This is a genomic window from Segatella copri (assembly GCF_019249655.2).
Lineage (GTDB): Bacteria > Bacteroidota > Bacteroidia > Bacteroidales > Bacteroidaceae > Prevotella.
Map to the genome: position 1 here is coordinate 2,838,373 of NZ_CP137557.1, position 16,854 is coordinate 2,855,226.

15 protein-coding genes are annotated in these 16,854 nt (G+C 48.8%); 8 read left to right on the top strand and 7 right to left on the bottom strand.

The features are described 5' to 3' along the window. Positions 1–258 precede the first annotated feature (258 nt). Positions 259–2,478 (top strand): RelA/SpoT family protein, encoded by a 2,220-nt coding sequence (locus KUA49_RS11660; protein WP_203038628.1) that lies wholly within the window; start codon positions 259–261, stop codon positions 2,476–2,478. Between the two features lie 43 nt (positions 2,479–2,521). Here KUA49_RS11660 and KUA49_RS11665 read toward each other — a convergent pair whose 3' ends face one another. From KUA49_RS11665 to KUA49_RS11680, 4 genes are read right to left on the bottom strand one after another with little or no spacing between them, the layout of a single operon-like run. Then, positions 2,522–4,543 carry a tetratricopeptide repeat protein gene (locus KUA49_RS11665; RefSeq protein ID WP_218413052.1) on the bottom strand — a complete coding sequence of 674 codons (2,022 nt, stop codon included), beginning with the start codon at positions 4,541–4,543 and terminating at the stop codon, positions 2,522–2,524. Next, positions 4,540–5,100 (bottom strand): peptide deformylase, encoded by a 561-nt coding sequence (gene def / locus KUA49_RS11670; RefSeq protein ID WP_218413053.1) that lies wholly within the window; start codon positions 5,098–5,100, stop codon positions 4,540–4,542. The genes KUA49_RS11665 and def overlap by 4 nt, the downstream gene beginning before the upstream one ends. After that, a complete protein-coding gene (gene ruvX, locus KUA49_RS11675; protein ID WP_203038623.1) occupies positions 5,097–5,510 on the bottom strand; it encodes a Holliday junction resolvase RuvX in 414 nt (137 codons plus the stop codon). Before ruvX ends, def begins: the two co-directional genes overlap by 4 nt. A gap of 40 nt (positions 5,511–5,550) precedes the next feature. Continuing rightward, entirely contained in the window at positions 5,551–6,033 is a 483-nt protein-coding gene (locus KUA49_RS11680; protein ID WP_203038621.1) for an SPOR domain-containing protein, read from the bottom strand. A gap of 355 nt (positions 6,034–6,388) precedes the next feature. Here KUA49_RS11680 and KUA49_RS11685 point away from each other — a divergent pair, with 355 nt between their 5' ends. Genes KUA49_RS11685 through KUA49_RS11695 form a run of 3 tightly spaced genes read left to right on the top strand, consistent with a single transcriptional unit; the run spans position 6,389 to position 7,293 of the window. Continuing rightward, the gene (locus KUA49_RS11685; protein WP_203038619.1) at positions 6,389–6,601 is read left to right on the top strand and encodes a YtxH domain-containing protein; all 213 of its coding nucleotides are present in this window, start codon (positions 6,389–6,391) and stop codon (positions 6,599–6,601) included. Between the two features lie 32 nt (positions 6,602–6,633). Beyond that, complete coding sequence (locus tag KUA49_RS11690) at positions 6,634–6,984, top strand: phage holin family protein (RefSeq protein WP_217763850.1); 351 nt, start codon at positions 6,634–6,636, stop codon at positions 6,982–6,984. Positions 6,985–6,996: 12 nt separating this feature from the next. Continuing rightward, the gene (locus KUA49_RS11695; RefSeq protein ID WP_318331609.1) at positions 6,997–7,293 is read left to right on the top strand and encodes a hypothetical protein; all 297 of its coding nucleotides are present in this window, start codon (positions 6,997–6,999) and stop codon (positions 7,291–7,293) included. Between the two features lie 388 nt (positions 7,294–7,681). Here KUA49_RS11695 and KUA49_RS11700 read toward each other — a convergent pair whose 3' ends face one another. From KUA49_RS11700 to KUA49_RS11710, 3 genes are all read right to left on the bottom strand, one after another. Continuing rightward, a complete protein-coding gene (locus tag KUA49_RS11700; RefSeq protein WP_218413054.1) occupies positions 7,682–8,446 on the bottom strand; it encodes an MBL fold metallo-hydrolase in 765 nt (254 codons plus the stop codon). An 86-nt stretch (positions 8,447–8,532) separates the two neighbouring features. After that, positions 8,533–9,588: a UDP-N-acetylmuramate dehydrogenase gene (gene murB, locus KUA49_RS11705; protein WP_218413055.1), complete on the bottom strand. Its 1,056-nt coding sequence runs from the start codon at positions 9,586–9,588 to the stop codon at positions 8,533–8,535. A 78-nt stretch (positions 9,589–9,666) separates the two neighbouring features. Further along, positions 9,667–10,524 (bottom strand): DUF4348 domain-containing protein, encoded by an 858-nt coding sequence (locus KUA49_RS11710; RefSeq protein ID WP_218413056.1) that lies wholly within the window; start codon positions 10,522–10,524, stop codon positions 9,667–9,669. 203 nt (positions 10,525–10,727) lie between these two features. Between KUA49_RS11710 and pheS the strand changes: the two genes are divergently transcribed. From pheS to KUA49_RS11730, 4 genes are all read left to right on the top strand, one after another. After that, positions 10,728–11,768: a phenylalanine--tRNA ligase subunit alpha gene (gene pheS, locus KUA49_RS11715; protein ID WP_218413057.1), complete on the top strand. Its 1,041-nt coding sequence runs from the start codon at positions 10,728–10,730 to the stop codon at positions 11,766–11,768. 155 nt (positions 11,769–11,923) lie between these two features. Continuing rightward, a complete protein-coding gene (locus tag KUA49_RS11720) occupies positions 11,924–12,475 on the top strand; it encodes a DUF3332 domain-containing protein (protein WP_203041486.1) in 552 nt (183 codons plus the stop codon). Between the two features lie 118 nt (positions 12,476–12,593). Further along, the gene (locus KUA49_RS11725; RefSeq protein WP_203051308.1) at positions 12,594–15,005 is read left to right on the top strand and encodes a carboxypeptidase-like regulatory domain-containing protein; all 2,412 of its coding nucleotides are present in this window, start codon (positions 12,594–12,596) and stop codon (positions 15,003–15,005) included. A 270-nt stretch (positions 15,006–15,275) separates the two neighbouring features. Next, positions 15,276–16,841, top strand: coding sequence for an acyl-CoA carboxylase subunit beta (locus KUA49_RS11730; protein WP_203041488.1), 1,566 nt, complete (start codon positions 15,276–15,278; stop codon positions 16,839–16,841). Positions 16,842–16,854 lie beyond the last annotated feature (13 nt).

Sequence of the window (16,854 nt, forward strand, 5' to 3'; positions counted from 1 at the left end):
GGATTTGCTTTAGTAATGTGTATAGGAGCTGTTATTGGTATGAGCTTAGCCATTTGGAGCTACACCAAATCTGGCAGAAAGTGGATAAACAATTTATAATCCAAAACTATCGTAATGATGGATGGATTAATGTTTATTTTTTCGCTGGGACTAATTATCAGCACCAGCTTCGCCATCTGGCTCAACACCAAGTCAGGCCAGAAATGGATAGACGAGTTATAAAACTCAATAATATATAATCAACGGGAGGGAACGACAATGAATGAAACAACTTTTAAATTCACAACCGAAGAAAAGGAACAGACACTCCAGATACTGGAGCGCCTGAGAAACGCCGTGGGCGACACATTCAAGCCGGGCGACGAGCAGCATCTGCGTGAAGACATACAGCATGCCTTCATCAACCACCAGATTAAGCGCAACGTCTTCGGCATGAACCCTATACTCGCAGCCCTGCAGACAGCAGAAATCGCTGTGAACGAAATCGGTCTGAAAAGAGACGGCATCATCGCCATCCTGATGCAGACCAGCGTTATCGACGGCTATCAGACCATCGAGGACATCCAGCAGAAATACGGCGACAGCGTGGCGCACATCATCAGCGGACTGCTCCGCATCCACGACCTCTACAAGCGCAACCCTATCATCGAGAGCGAGAACTTCAGAAACCTGCTCATCTCTTTCTCGGAAGACATGCGCGTGATTCTCATCATGATAGCCGACCGCGTGAACGTGATGCGACAGATTCGCGACACCGACCAAAAGGAGGCGAAGCACGAGGTGAGCGAGGAAGCCAGCTACCTCTATGCCCCACTCGCCCACAAGCTGGGTCTCTACAAGCTGAAGAGCGAGCTGGAAGACCTGAGCCTGAAGTATCTGGAGCACGATGCCTACTACATGATCAAGGAGAAGCTGAATGCCACCAAGGCTTCGCGCGATGCCTATATCGCCCGATTCATCCAGCCTATCCAGGAAAAGCTCGATGCTGCCGGACTGAAATATCACATGAAGGGACGCACCAAGAGCATCCACTCCATCTGGCAGAAGATGAAGAAACAGAAATGCGCCTTCGAGGGCGTGTACGACCTTTTCGCCATCCGCATCATCATTGATGCACCAAGAGAGAAGGAATACATGCAGTGCTGGCAGACATTCGCCCTGATTACAGATATGTATCAGCCGAACCCGAAGCGTATGCGCGACTGGCTCAGCGTGCCTAAGAGCAACGGATACGAGAGTCTGCACACCACCGTTCTGGGACCTGAGAACAAATGGGTGGAGGTGCAGATCAGAACCGAAAGAATGGACGATATTGCCGAACACGGTCTGGCTGCACACTGGCGATACAAGGGCATCAAGCAGGGAGAAGGAGGCATAGACGAATGGCTCGCCAACATCCGTGCCGCCCTGGAAAGCAACGACGACCTGCAGCTTATGGACCAGTTTACCACCGACCTGAAGGAAGACGAGGTATATGTGTTCACGCCTAAGGGCGACCTGCTGAACTTCCCTAAGGGTGCCACGGTGCTCGACTTTGCCTACTACATCCACTCGCGCATCGGCAACACCTGCGTGGGCGGAAAAATCAACGGCAAGGCGGTGACCTTCCGACAGGAACTGCACTCGGGCGACCAGGTGGAAATCCTCACCCAGAGCAACCAGAAGCCTAGAAGAGAATGGCTCAACATCGTGCAGACCTCGAAGGCAAAGGCCAAGATTCGCCTCGCCCTGAAGGAAACGCAGAAGAAGGACGGACTCTATGCCAAGGAACTGCTGGAACGCCGATTCAAGAACCGCAAGATAGAGATTGACGAGAGCACCATGGCGCGCATCATCAAGAAGATGGGATACAAGGAGAACTCTGATTTCTACAAGGATGTGGCAGAAGAGAAACTCGACGTGAACACCGTGGTGGAAAAATACATCGAGGAGCGCGACCACGACCTCAACCTCAGCAACGCCAACAAGCCTGCCGAGAGTGCCGAGAACTTTGAGTTCGAGAACCCTACCGAGGAACTGCTGAAGCAGAGCGACGACGTGCTGGTAATAGATGAGCACCTGAAGGGCATCGACTTCGAGCTCTCCCACTGCTGCCACCCTATCTACGGCGACCCTATCTTCGGATTCGTGACCATCAGCAAGGGTATCAAGATTCACCGCATCGACTGTCCTAACGCCAAGGAGCTGCGCCGCCGTTTCGGTTATCGCATCGTGAAGGCGAAATGGAGCGGCAAGGGTACATCGAAGTATGCCATCACCCTGAGAATCATCGGAAATGATGATATCGGCATCGTGAGCAACATCACGAACATCATCTCGAAAGAGGATAAGCTCGTGATGAGAGGCATCAACATCTCATCAAAAGATGGCCTGTTCTCGGGCAATGTAACCGTGATGATTGATGATGCCGGCAAGACGGATGCACTGATCAAGAAACTGAGTGCCGTAAAGGGCGTAAAGCAGGTGACGAGAATATAAAAAAAAATCCCGCAGACTATCAATCTGCGGGATTTTTTTATTATTATTTCGCCTTATTCAATCGCTTAATGACAGAGTAAGCATCATACAAGCCCAGCTCTCCAGCCTTGGAGAGATCCTGGATGCCAGCCTGCTTATTGCCACTCTTGGCACGGGCGATACCTCTATTATAATAAGCCTCGGCCAATCGATTATCAATCTTCAGGGCGATGGAATAGTCGTCTATCGCCTTGGAAAGCTCGTTTCTGCCGGCATGCAGATTACCTCTGTTATAATAGATGTAGGCATTGTTGCTGCTCAGGCGGATGGCATCGCTGAAATCAGCCTCGGCAGAATGGATATTCACCACTCCCTTGCCCTCTGCCTTGTTGAACTCGTCCATCTCAGCCTGGCATACGGCACGCTGCCAATAGGCCAGGGCATTCTTATCATCCAGAGATATATAATAGGTGAAATCGCTGATGGCTGCCTCGAAATCGCGAAGCACACTGTGGGCGATGGCACGACGCATGAGAATCAGCTTCTTCTGCTCGATATCCTTTGCCACACTCAGCTCTGCCGAGAGCTTATCTATCAGAGAGAATATCTTCATGGAACCATTCTCATCCAACTGCTCCTTAGAGCATACGATATACACCTTATCAGAAGTCTTACCCTTAGCAGCAGCCTTGGAACCTGATGCAGAAGAACCTAAAGCAAGAGTACTAAGCTGCTGGTTCAAATCCTCCACAGCCTTATCGAACGCCTGTACCCCACTCACATTCTGAGCATTAGGGAAATAAGAGAGCTGGAACATAGGCAGATAGTTGGTTTCCACCTGGCGGTTCTGCACCCTGCCACGATACTCACTCTTGTAATTGTGCTCATACTTCGGCTCATCATCCACCACGAGCGAAGCAAACTTATCCGGGTCTATCTCCGAACGCTTGCGCATCTCCTTCTTGGTCTTCGCACTCCAACGAGGCTGAATGCCGATGTGCTTGTTCATCTGCGCCTTGAAGATGCGGAACTCATCCATCTCAGCCTTTGCCGTCATACCCAGGCGGCGATAGCAGCGGGCACGATAGGAAAGACCCGTCCAGAAGTTTGGAAACTGCCCGATAACCGTAGAATAATCACGGATAGCTGCCTTCAGGTTACCCGTCTTGTCGTGCAGCAGGGCACGGTTGAAGATGGCCATGAAGTTCTTCGGCTCCATCTTGATGACGAAGTCGAAATCGGTGATGGCACGGTTGTCATCGCCCAACTGCACACGCATCAAGCCACGGTTGTAGTGGGCCAGGAAATTGTTGGGATCAAGGTCGATGGCAGCATCATAGTCGCTCATCGCACCTCGTAGATTATTGATGTTGATACGAGCCAACGCACGGTTGATGTAACTGTTTACATTGTTCGGCTTGAAATGCAGCGACTTGGTGAGCGCCTCATCCGCCGTCTTCCATTCCTTTCGGGCAAGTGCCATATAGGCACGCGTGGTCCATGCATCTCCATCAAAAGGGTTCAGCTTGAGGCTCTGGTCGAGCCATTTCTCCGCCAGCACGGTATCCTTCTGATGCAGATACACCTCGGCCTTCAGGGAATAGGCGTTGGAATAATCCTTCCATTTGGTGATGATGGTATCCAGCTGCAGCTGCGCCTGGTCGTAATGCTTCTCCTCCATGAGGCAGAGTGCACGATTGAACCAGTAGTTGCGGTTGCGCGGTTCCAGACGGATGGCTGCATCGTAATCGGCGATGGCATCCGAGAAACGGTTCTGACGGATACGGCAGATGGCACGCAAGTCGTAGATATCGTTGATATAGGGATTGAGGTTCAATGCCTCAGAGGCATCGCTCTCAGCACCCATGTAATCATCGAGATTAAACTTGGCAACACTGCGGTAATACCAAGGCTCATAGAGATAAGGCTTGGCACCGATGGCTAGATTAAAATACTTAATGGAAAGAACGAAGTCCTCGTAATACAAGGCACTTCTGCCGGCAGTGACGAGCCGGTCAACTCTATATTGCGCCGATGCCGACAAAGCGGTCAGCATCAGCACAAAAGTGAAAATAAACTTTTTCATCGACGAATCTTAGTACGATAGCTGCAGCGGAACTTGCCCTTGATGATGTTCTTGAGCTTTCCGGCAATCATGTTCTTACGCAGTGGAGACACACGGTCTACGAACATGGTTCCCTCCAAATGGTCGAACTCATGCTGCATGACGCGCGCCAGGTAACCAGATACCCATTCATCGTGCTCCTGGAACTGCTCGTCCATATACTTCACGTGGATGCGTGTAGGACGAACCACCTTCTCGTTGATGCCTGGGATAGAGAGACAACCCTCGTCAGAAGAATCCTTCTCAGCCTCCTCATCATACTCCAAGATATGCGGATTGATGAACGCATGGCGGAATCCCTTATACTCAGGAAGATCTTCGCTGAGCACATCCAGGTCGATGACCACCAGGCGGATGGCCAAGCCAATCTGCGGCGCAGCCAGGCCGATGCCATTGCTGGAATCGAGGGTTTCATACATATTATTAATCAACTCCTTGAGTTCAGGGTAATCTGGAGTAATATCTTCAGCCACTTTTCTCAAAACAGGCTGACCATAAATATAAATTGGTAAAATCATCTTCTTGATTGCATAAAATCCTGTAATATGATGGTAGCGCTTATCTCATCTACCAATCCCTTGTTTTCTCTTCTCGTCTTCTTCTTCACGCCGCCGTCTATCATCGCCCTATGGGCAAGAACAGAGGTGAATCGCTCATCGTAATACTCGATAGGCACCTCGGGATGCGCCTTGCGCCAGCGATTGTAGAAGTTCTCTACTCGCGCCAGGTTCTCGCTGGGCTGCCCGTTGGGCTGAGTAGGCTTTCCGATGACGATGCGCTCCACCTGCTCCTTCTGGATATAGGCTTCGCAAAACTCGAAGAGCTCAGACGTAGCAACAGTTGCCAACCCATTAGCAATGATCTGCAATGGGTCGGTAACTGCCAGTCCGGTACGTTTCTTACCGTAATCTATTGATAAAATTCGCATTCAAACGAAAATTTCAGAATCTTGGTGAAACGCAAAAGAATTACTTCTTCAAGAGCAACCATGCATCAGGATACTTGCCTGCGCGGAGCTTGTTGCGGCTCTTAACGGCACCTGCCTTGTCTACGAATGTAGCAGCGATGACACGATACATGTTGCGCTCGCTGTTGTATGCAATCTGAGAATCATAGCCGGCACTCTTCAATGTGCTAGCCAAACCCTCTGCGTTAGCCTTGAGTGAGAAAGAACCTACAACAACGCTGTAGTTCTGCAGACCAGAACCTGAGATGAGGTCCAAGTTCTCCTGACGTACTGTAGCATTGTCAACCTCTGTAGTTGTGCTCTCTGCAGGAGTAGTAGTCTCCAATGGAGTAACCACTGGTTCTGGAGCTGGAGTCTCCTGCTGAGCCTCCTGCTGCTGAGCCTTCTCGTATGCCTTCTTGTAAGCACTTTCCTTAGATGATCCACAACTAGCGAGTGCCAATACAGCACACAATCCTAAGCTGAAAACTGATAATTTCTTCATAATTGTTTTAAAAAATGTATTGATGTTTAAATGTTATATTAATTAATTCACCTTATTATATATAGCGCCTACGCTGCACTTTTTTACTGGTTATACAGGCATAGTTCGCTTTTGTTCTGCGAAAATACAAAATATTTTGCTAAGAAAGAAAGGTTTACTGCATAAAGTTTGTTAAACTCAAGGTAAAACAACACTTTTAACGAAAAATTAAGAGTTAAAAACTTGTTTTTTGGAGAAATATTAGTATATTTGCAGTTGATAAGCAAAACACGCACAACAGATGCCCCTGGGGTGTCGAGGCGCATTTCGGCTATCAACAGCTATATAATTGTATAACATTTAAAACTTAAGAATTATGAAGGCATTAGGTTACATTGGTGCATTCCTCGGTGGTGCACTCGCAGGTACAGCACTTGGTTTGATTTTTGCTCCTGAGAAGGGCGCAGATACACGCAGCAAGATTGCTGGCGCAGTGGATGATTTTTGCAAGAAGCACGATATCAAGTTGAGCCGCAAGGAAGTGGAAGACTTGGTTGACGACATCAAGGAAGCTGCTCCTGAGGTATAACAGCAAGAAATTAACTTTATCAGGCGATAAGGATGTTTTCTAGTGACAAGAATGTAGAAACCATCGGGCAGCTCGTAGAGGTGCTCAAGCATTACATCGGGCTTCAGTCGGAGTACATGAAGCTTGATGTCGTGGATAAGGTGGTCAGGTTGATTACGGCAATTGCCATCTGCTTTCTGCTGTTCACCCTGCTTGCCATATCAATGATATATCTTTCGTTTGCTGCCGCATTCGCCCTGGCCGACTATGTGGGCTTGGCACCTGCATTCTGCATCGTGGCGGGAGCATACTTATTGATATTGGTTCTCTTCATCCTGTTCCGACATCAATGGATCGAGAAACCGCTGGTGAAATTCCTGGCCAGCCTCCTCATGCAAAAATAATACCTGAGCATTATGATGACTAAAGAGCAAGACAACGACGAGCTGTGCATGAATGACGGCGATAGCTGCATCGAGTACAGGAGCCTCAACGACATCAGACTGCGCAAGGAGGCGCTCCGCAAGAGCATTGAGGCTGACGACAAGAAGATCAAGACCCTATGGAACTCGCTCTTCACCAAACCTGACGCTTTCTCGAAGGAAGCCAGCAGGGGCAGAAGAATAGCAAGCATGATTTCCGTTGGAACGGGTGCTTTCGATGGAGCGCTTCTGGCATGGAAGCTCTATCGGAAATTCAAAAGAAAGAAATAAGATTCCAAATATCCCAAAGCGGAAATGAGGGAACTCTATAATAAGAAGTGCGGCTCGAAAGGCCGCATTTTTTATGCCCATACTTTATTTACTGAAGGGAGAAAAATGCATTTACCGAAGGGAGAAAAATGCCCATACAAAGGGGTAGAAATAAAAAAAGGGTCACCGCCGTGACCCATTACCTTGTTAACCTTAAATCTAATACTATGAAAAACACACATGCAAATATAGAAATAATATACGAACCCTGCAAGCTTTTTCTAAGAAAAGTACACTCTTTTAATTCTTATTAACTATAAATGTAGTGCTTTTTTATTTTTCGCCATAAAACAAAGGCTTTTCTTATCCTAAAGACAGGAATAAGAAAAGCCACAATGTTATATTTTTATCAAAGTATCAATCCATCATAGGCAAATTGGAACCCTTCGGGCAATCGGGCATTGGCTGCATCATGCAAGCCTATCTGATGGGTAACATGGGTGAGATAGGTTTGCCTAGCCCCTATCCTGCGAGCCACCTTGATGGCATCAGCTACCAACTGATGGCTATGGTGCGGCTTATCGAATCTAAGGGCATTGATCACCAGAGTCTCTACCCCATCCAGATAGGCGTACTCAGCATCGTCCATCGACTTCATATCCGTGATATAGGCAAACTTTCCGAAACGGTAGCCCAGAATAGGCATCTTGTCGTGCATCACCCGGATAGGCATGAACTCGATGTCGCCTATCTGATAGGTATCATGCGGATTGATGGTATGTAGCTTCAGTTTCGGTGCGCCCGGATAGAGTTTCTCGGCTTCCTTCGGAAAACAGTAGGGCATGGTATGCGGCAGGGAATCCGTTACCAGCTTATCTCCATAGATATTGATATCACCAAATATGCAGAAACCGCGCAAATCATCTATGCCTCCTACGTGATCATAATGGATATGAGTAATCAGCACACCATCTATCTTGCGGAAAGGCACACGCAGGAGCTGCTGGCGGATATCAGGTCCCGCATCTATCAGGATTCGGGTATTCTCCGTTTCTATCAACGCTGCACAGCGCAAGCGGTTGTCGCGCGGATCCTTGCTGCGACACACCTCACAATTACAACCTAAAACAGGAACACCACTCGATGTTCCTGTTCCCAATAAAGTTACCTTCATTAATATTCAAATCTTTATCTGAAAAACCGCGAATTCTTAACTCTTCGTTCTTAACTCTTCGTTCTTCACTCTTCGTTCTTCACTTTTCACTTAACATTTACCTCCGGATGAATATCGATGCCAAACTTCTGCTTCACATCCTTGCGGATAGTTTCGCAGAGGTTCACGATTTCCCCGCCCGTGGCACCACCACGATTCACCAGTACCAGCGCTTGCTTATCGTGCACTCCGGCACGGCCCAGGCTCTTTCCCTTCCAGCCACACTGGTCAATCATCCAGCCTGCAGGAATCTTCTCGTGTTCCCCATCAATGGTATAATGAGGCATGCCCGGATATTGCGCAGCCAGCTCCTCAAACTTTGCCTTCTCCACGATAGGATTCATGAAGAAGCTGCCCGCATTGCCCTGCACCTTAGGGTCTGGCAACTTGGCGTTGCGAATCTCAATGATGACGTCACGAAGCTGCTGGGCTGTAGGATTCTCGATATGCTTGGCAGCCAGGGATGCACGGATATTGCCGTAATCCAGATCAGGCACAAAGCTCCGGGAAAGTCGATAGACGACATGGGTAACCAGATACTTATCCTTCCACTCGTGCTTGAACTTGCTCTGGCGATAGCAGTAATGGCAATCCTGGTTATCGAACACAACTACCCTGCCCGTAGCAATCTCCACGGCTTCCACCTTATATATAATATCCTTCGCTTCCACGCCATAGGCTCCGATGTTCTGCACGGCACTCGCTCCCACTTCGCCCGGAATGATGCTCAGGTTCTCGGCACCATGATAGCCATGCTCCACGGCGTAAGCCACCACATCGTCGAACACCTCGCCACTGCCGCAACGCAGGAACACGAACTCCGGATTCAGCAAGGCATCATCATGCTCAGCAGCAGCCAATTCGCCATTACCAAGCACCTCGATACCCATGATGGAAGAATGGAGCACCGTGCCCGCGTAATCGCCTGTAAGCAAGAGATTACTGCCGCCACCCAAGATGAGCAGCGGCTTATCGGCATCGGTAAGTGCAGCCACAATCTGCTGCGCCTCTTCTACCGATGAGTATTCAAGGAATCTCCTGCACTTGGCATCAATTCCAAACGTATTGTGAGCCAAAAGGCTATAGTCACGAATATCCTTCATATCTGGTTAAACTATTAACTGTTAACTATCAACTTTAATCTATCAACTATTAACTTTTAACTATCAACTTTAAAAGAACTACATCTCCAGCTTCATCAGTTGCCACTTGCCACCTATTCTCTTGAAGGTAAGCTGGGTCTCCAGCCCATTGGCAATGCCTCGAATCACGAAGATTTTCTGGCTGCTTTCGGTGTATTTCTGACCATAGATGATGTTGTAAATCATGCCATGAGGCAACTGCGGTGCAAAGGCTGGCCAAGTCTCCGGCTCGATGTCACCGGTCATCGTACTGAAATCATCATCAGGATCAGGACCGGTGAATTTCACTGGATTATGCAGATGGCGTGCCTGGAAAGCCGTATCAGTGGCAAAGGCGCCATAGAACTTCAGGAAGCTGGCATTCATATTCTGATACATCGGCTTGTAGTTGATGCTGGTCATCATCCAGAGACCGTTGATGCGATTGAAGAGGAACTGCTGCACCACTTTCTTGCGATAGAACACCTTCTCTACAATCACATGGTCGATGGTGGTATCCTTCACCAGATTCATCTGCCTGCGGTTGTCGAAGATGAGCGTGTAGTAGTCCTGGCGCATAAAGAAATGCTCCATCCTCCAATGTTTCTTCTCAATCTGCTTCTTCAGCTTGTCGTTGTGATAAACAGGAAGAGGGAAATTGATACGACTCATCTGCAACTTACGGTTTGCCGCAAAATTGAACACGAAATCATCAAACAACTCATCGGCTGCCTTCGGCATCGGAGTCTCCTCGATGATCTTCTCCGTTGAGTCCATAGCTTGTGTGTCGGCCACGGTTGTATCAGCCGCAGTCGAATCGATGGCAGGTGCCGGCTTCTTGTCTGTGCATCCCACAGAGGTGAAGCAAACGATGGTAAACACCGCCATCATGACTGTTATCAAAGATAGTTTCTTCATAAACTTATAAAATTTCTCAAATTTTCCATGCAAAAGTACAACTTTCTTTTGAGATATTTCATATTTTAAGCAAAAAATGTTATCTTTGCACTCAAAATAAGCAAATAAGTGAGTTTTGCAAGCCCAAAGGCACGCAAATCACCCGCTTTTTCATTTGCAAACAGACAATTCAACAAATTTGTAAACAGACAATTTAATAAGATATGTTATTAGAGAAAATTGAAGAACTCTTGAAGGAAGTGGATGCCCTCACAGCCCAGAACGCTGAGGAGGTAGAGCAGCTTCGCATCAAGTATCTCAGCAAGAAGGGTGAGATCAACGCCCTCATGGTCGACTTCCGCAATGTGCCAGGCGACCAGAAAAAAGAGGTGGGTATCAAAATCAACGAATTGAAGCAGGCAGCACTTGCCAAGATCAACGGATTGAAGGAGCAGATGGAAGAAGCCGAGTCATCTAGCGATGATATCGACCTGACCCGCACTGCTTACCCAGTGGCTCTCGGTACACGCCACCCACTGACTGTAGTCAAGAACCAGATTATCGACATCTTCGGCCGCATGGGCTTTACTCTGTTCCAGGGTCCTGAGGTAGATGACGACAAGCACGTGTTTACCATGCTTAACTTCGCTGCCGACCATCCAGCCCGCGACATGCAGGATACCTTCTTTGTAGAGAAGACCAATTCTGACGACGTTACCAAGAATGTGATTCTCCGTAGCCATACTTCCAACGACGAGGCTCACTATATGGAAACCCACGAGCCACCTATCCGTGTGCTCTGCCCAGGACGAGTATACCGCAACGAGGCCATCAGTGCCCGTGCCCACTGCTTCTTCCACCAGGTGGAGGGTCTCTATGTAGATAAGAACGTAAGCTTCACCGACCTGAAGCAGGTGCTCCTTACCTTCGCCCGCGAGATGTTTGGTGCTGATACCAAGATCCGCCTGCGTCCTAGCTACTTCCCATTCACAGAGCCTAGTGCCGAGATGGATATCTCCTGCAACATCTGTGGCGGTAAGGGATGTAACTTCTGCAAGCACACAGGATGGGTTGAAATCTTGGGCTGCGGTATGGTTGACCCTCACGATCTGGAGGCTTGCGGCATCGACAGCAATGTCTATACAGGCTATGCCTTCGGTATGGGCGTAGAGCGTATCACTAACCTGAAGTATCGCGTGAGCGACCTTCGTCTCTTCTCGGAGAACGATACCCGCTTCCTGCGCGAATTCGAATCAGCCAAGTAAGCCGACACAGCATTGCGCTATCAGACTGGCCAGAACAAGCCAGCCTCTACCAGCTTGAACGGCTATACATCCAGAATAAAATAGTACATGGGCTTGTATGCTTGTATTATTTGGCATGCAAGCCTATTTTTTATAACCTCTAAACAATTAGAATAATGAAGAAATTTATGGTTAATGCAGTCATCGCAGTCTCATTAGGCGCCATGACTTTGAGTTCCTGCATCGGTTCTTTCGGTTTGACCAACAAAGTGCTCGACTGGAACAAGGGTGCAACTGACAACAAGTTCATCAACGAATTGATCTTCCTGGTTATCTCTCCTGCCTACGCAGTATGCTCGGTAGCCGACTTGTTTGTACTCAATACTATCGAGTTCTGGACAGGCGACAAGGTGGTAGCCAACGTGGGCAAGACCAAGAACGTAACCGGCAAGGACGGCAGACTCTATGCCATCAAGACCTTGAAGAACGGTTACGAGATTACCGACCCAGAAGGCGAGAAATCATACTTTGTATTCGACAAGAAGAACAAGAGCTGGTCATACAGCAAGGATGGCGACATCCGTGAACTCTTCAGTTTCAACGAGGATGGCAGCATCCAGGCTTGCTTGCCTAGCGGCGAGAAGATGAACGTTTCTGCCGATGAATATGGTCTCTACCAGGTTCGCATGGCCATGAACGGCGGCTTGTACTTCGCTATGAACAAGTAATATCACATTAAAAATCAAATAGGAGCCCTTAAGGAATCAATTTGTTTTCCTTAAGGGTTTTTTATTGAACTTTAGCCAGCATTTATAATAAATCGCCCGTTTCTGCGTTTAATAAGGTATGAAACAGAGAATCATCATTTTTACAATATGCCTGCTTGCCACCCTGAAGATGATGGCACAGGAATTTACGCTGCAAGGTAGAGTCATGGACGATGACAACAACCCTGTGGAACTCGTTACCGTCTCGGTATTGAGCCAGGGGAAGGTGGCTTTCACCTCCCTGAAGGGAGAGTTCAGCATGAGGCTACACTCGGCTGACAGCGTGGCAGTTAAATTCTCCATGATTGGATACAAGTCGAAAACGAGAGTTCTGCGACGCCCGCGCGGCAAGCAGACCCTGCAGATAGTGCTCCATGCCGATGCCACCATGCTCGGCGAGGTGAACGTAACAGGCGAGAAAATCCAGACCGACCAGACCCAGGAAATCAAGATCAAGGATATCAAGATGGCTCCTTCGGCTAGCGGAAACACCGTGGAGGGTATCATCCAGCAACAGGCAGGCGTAAGTACCCACAGCGAACTTTCCTCGCAATACAACGTACGTGGCGGTGCCTTCGACGAAAATTCCGTATATATAAATAATGTGGAAGTCTATCGCCCGTTCCTCGTCAGAAGCGGTCAGCAGGAAGGTCTCTCCGTCATCAACCCTTATATGGTTGATAAGATTGGCTTCTCCACCGGAGGCTATGGGGCGAAATATGGCGACAAGATGAGTTCGGCACTCGATATCACCTATAAGACCCTGAAGGCGAAGGGCAAGAAACCGGTGGTGGAAGGAAGCGCAGCAGCCAGTCTGCTGGGAGCCGATGCCTACGTGGGGCTGGGAACCCAGAAACTGTCATGGCTCAACAGCGTAAGATACAAGACCACCTCCTATCTCCTGGGCACCATGGAGACCAAGGGCGAGTATAAACCAAACTATCTCGATTACCAGACTTATCTGAGCTATCAGCCCAACAAGCGCTGGAAACTGGACTTCATTGGATACATCTCGGATAATCATTACAACTTCGAGCCATCCGACCGTGAGACCACTTTCGGAACGATGGAGAACGTGAAGAGCTTCAAGGTGTTCTTCGACGGACAGGAAAAAGACCGATTCCTCACCTACTTCGGAACCCTCGGCATCACCCGCAACATCACCGACAACACTAGCATCTCGCTGCTGGGTAGCGCTTTCTACACCAAGGAGCAGGAGAAATATGATATTCAGGGACAGTATTGGCTCGATCAGACCGAAACTTCGGAGAACCTGGGTGTAGGAACCTATTTTGAACATGCCCGCAACTATCTCTCAGCCCGAGTGATGAGCGGCAAGCTGATGCTGAAGCACAAGGCAAAGAAGCATGATGTAGAGGCAGCCTTCACCTTCAAGCGAGAGCATATCGAAGAGAACTCCATCGAATACGAGATGAGAGATTCCGCAGGATACAGCATTCCGCACAACGGCAAGGACCTCTACATGGTTTATTCGATGAAGGCCAGAAACGAGCTGAATGCCAACCGTATAGAGACCTACATTCAAGACACCTACCGCTTTGCGAGTGGCGCAGCCGACAGCACGGGACATGGTCAGACCCACTACACCCTGAACTATGGTGTGCGCATGAGCCACTGGAACTTCAATCAGGAAACCATCTTCAGTCCTCGTGTCTCCCTCGCCATCATTCCGGCTTACCACGAGAATACCACGCTCCGCTTTGCGGCAGGCCTCTACTATCAGGCTCCATTCTTCAAGGAACTTAGAGATACATCCACCGTCAACGGCATCACCGTGGCAACGCTCAACCAGAAGATCAAGAGTCAGCGAAGCATCCACTTCATTGCCGGCTACGACCATCGCTTCTCGCTGAACAACCAGCGATATAAGTTCTCGGCTGAGGCATATTACAAGGCTTTGAACAACCTGGTGCCTTACTCCGTAAGCAATGTGAAGGTGGTTTACTATGGTCAGAACGAGTGTAGCGGCCATGCGGCAGGCTTGGACTTCAAGCTCTATGGCGAGTTTGTACCGGGCACAGATTCCTGGATCAGTCTCTCGCTGATGAATACGAAGATGAAGCTCAATGGCAAGAGCATCCCATTGCCTACCGACCAGCGATATGCGGTGAATCTCTATTTCACCGACTATTTCCCTGGAAGCAAGAAATGGCAGATGTCGCTGAAGCTCGCCTTCGCCGACGGTTTGCCTTTTGCAGCTCCACATAGAGAATTGGAAACCAACAGTTTCCGTGCTTCCGCCTATCGCCGTGCCGATATCGGAATGAGCTATCATCTGCTCGACAACAAGCACCACGAGAAGAAGACGTTCCTCAAGAGCGTGATGCTCGGTGTGGATTGCCTCAACCTCTTCGGCATCGACAATGTGAACAGCTACTACTGGGTAACGGATGTAACCAACCAGCAGTATGCCGTGCCTAATTACTTAACGGGTCGACAGCTCAATGCACGAGTACTGATAGAATTCTGATAAGTAAGGACCCGGAAACTGAGAGCGCATAGCCAGAAACGGAGAGCGCAAAGCCAGAAACGGAGAACATATAGCTGAAAGCCGGGAGATTTAGAACCCGAAAATAGTGATTTTTCACATTATTCTAAATATTTAACCGTAGATAGTTCGCTATCTGCGGTTTTTTTCGTATCTTTGCGCCCGAATTATGCGATGTTGGTTCGCTCCATCACCCCATATATTCAGAATATCATTCTAAAAGAATAAGAAAATAATACATAATAATCAATTATGAGTAAACAAGTAGAAAAGATTAAGGAGCTGATCGCTAAGCGCGAACAGGCTCGTCTTGGCGGTGGCGAGAAGGCCATCGAGAAGCAGCATGCACGTGGCAAATATACCGCTCGTGAGCGTATCGAAATGTTGGTTGACGCTGGTAGCTTCGAGGAGTATGACATGTTCAAGTTGCACCGTTGCACTAACTTCGGCATGGAGAAGAAGCAGTACCTCGGTGATGGTGTGGTAGCTGGTAGCGCTACTATAGCAGGCCGCCTGGTTTACGTATATGCTCAGGACTTCACCGTAAACGGTGGTTCACTCTCTGAGACAATGGCACAGAAGATCTGCAAGGTGATGGATATGGCTATGACCATGGGTGCACCTGTAATCTGCATGAACGACTCAGGCGGTGCTCGTATTCAGGAAGGTATCTGCGCTCTTGCCGGCTATGGTGAGATCTTCGAGCGCAACATCCTCGCTTCTGGTGTCATCCCACAGATTTCTGCTATCATGGGCCCTTGCGCCGGTGGTGCAGTTTACTCTCCAGGTTTGACCGACTTCATCATCATGAAGGAGCAGACTTCTTACATGTTCCTGACTGGTCCTAAGGTGGTTAAGACCGTAACTGGTGAGGATATCGATGCAGAGCACCTTGGTGGTGCATCTGTTCACGCAACCAAGAGTGGTGTAACCCACTTCGCTGCTAAGACAGAGGAAGAGGCTATCGAGATGATCAAGAGCCTGCTCTCTTTCATCCCTAGCAACAATACAGAAGAGGCTCCACGCGTAGAGTGCACAGACCCTATCGACCGTATGGACGACTCTCTGAACGAGATTATCCCTGAGGATCCTAACCAGGCATACGATATGTATAAGGTAATCGGCGCCGTAACCGATAACGGTGAGTTCTTCGAGGTTCAGCCTAAGTTCGCCAAGAACATCATCACAGGTTTCGCCCGCTTCAATGGTCAGAGCGTTGGTATCGTAGCCAACCAGCCAGCAGCTTACGCAGGTGTACTCGATGTAAACGCTAGCCGCAAGGCAGCCCGCTTCGTCCGTTTCTGCGATGCCTTCAATATTCCTATCGTATCTCTCGTTGACGTACCAGGATTCTTGCCAGGTACAGGTCAGGAGTACAATGCTGTCATCCTTCACGGTGCACAGTTGCTCTACGCTTACGGCGAGGCTACCGTGCCAAAGATTACTATCACATTGCGTAAGAGCTATGGTGGTAGCCACATCGTGATGGGTTGCAAGCAGTTGCGTGCCGACTTGAACTTCGCTTGGCCATCTTCAGAGATTGCCGTAATGGGTGCCAGCGGTGCCGTTGCCGTTCTCTGTGGTAAGGAAGCTAAGGCTAAGAAGGAAGCTGGCGAGGATGTAAAGGCATTCCTGGCAGAGAAGGAGCAGGAGTATACAGACAAGTTTGCTAATCCATATCAGGCAGCTCAGTATGGTTACATTGATGACGTTATCGAGCCACGTAACACCCGTTTCCGCATCTGCCGTGGTTTGGCTCAGCTCGCAACCAAGCGTCAGAACTTGCCAGCTAAGAAGCATGGCTGTATGCCAATGTAATGATATAATTAAA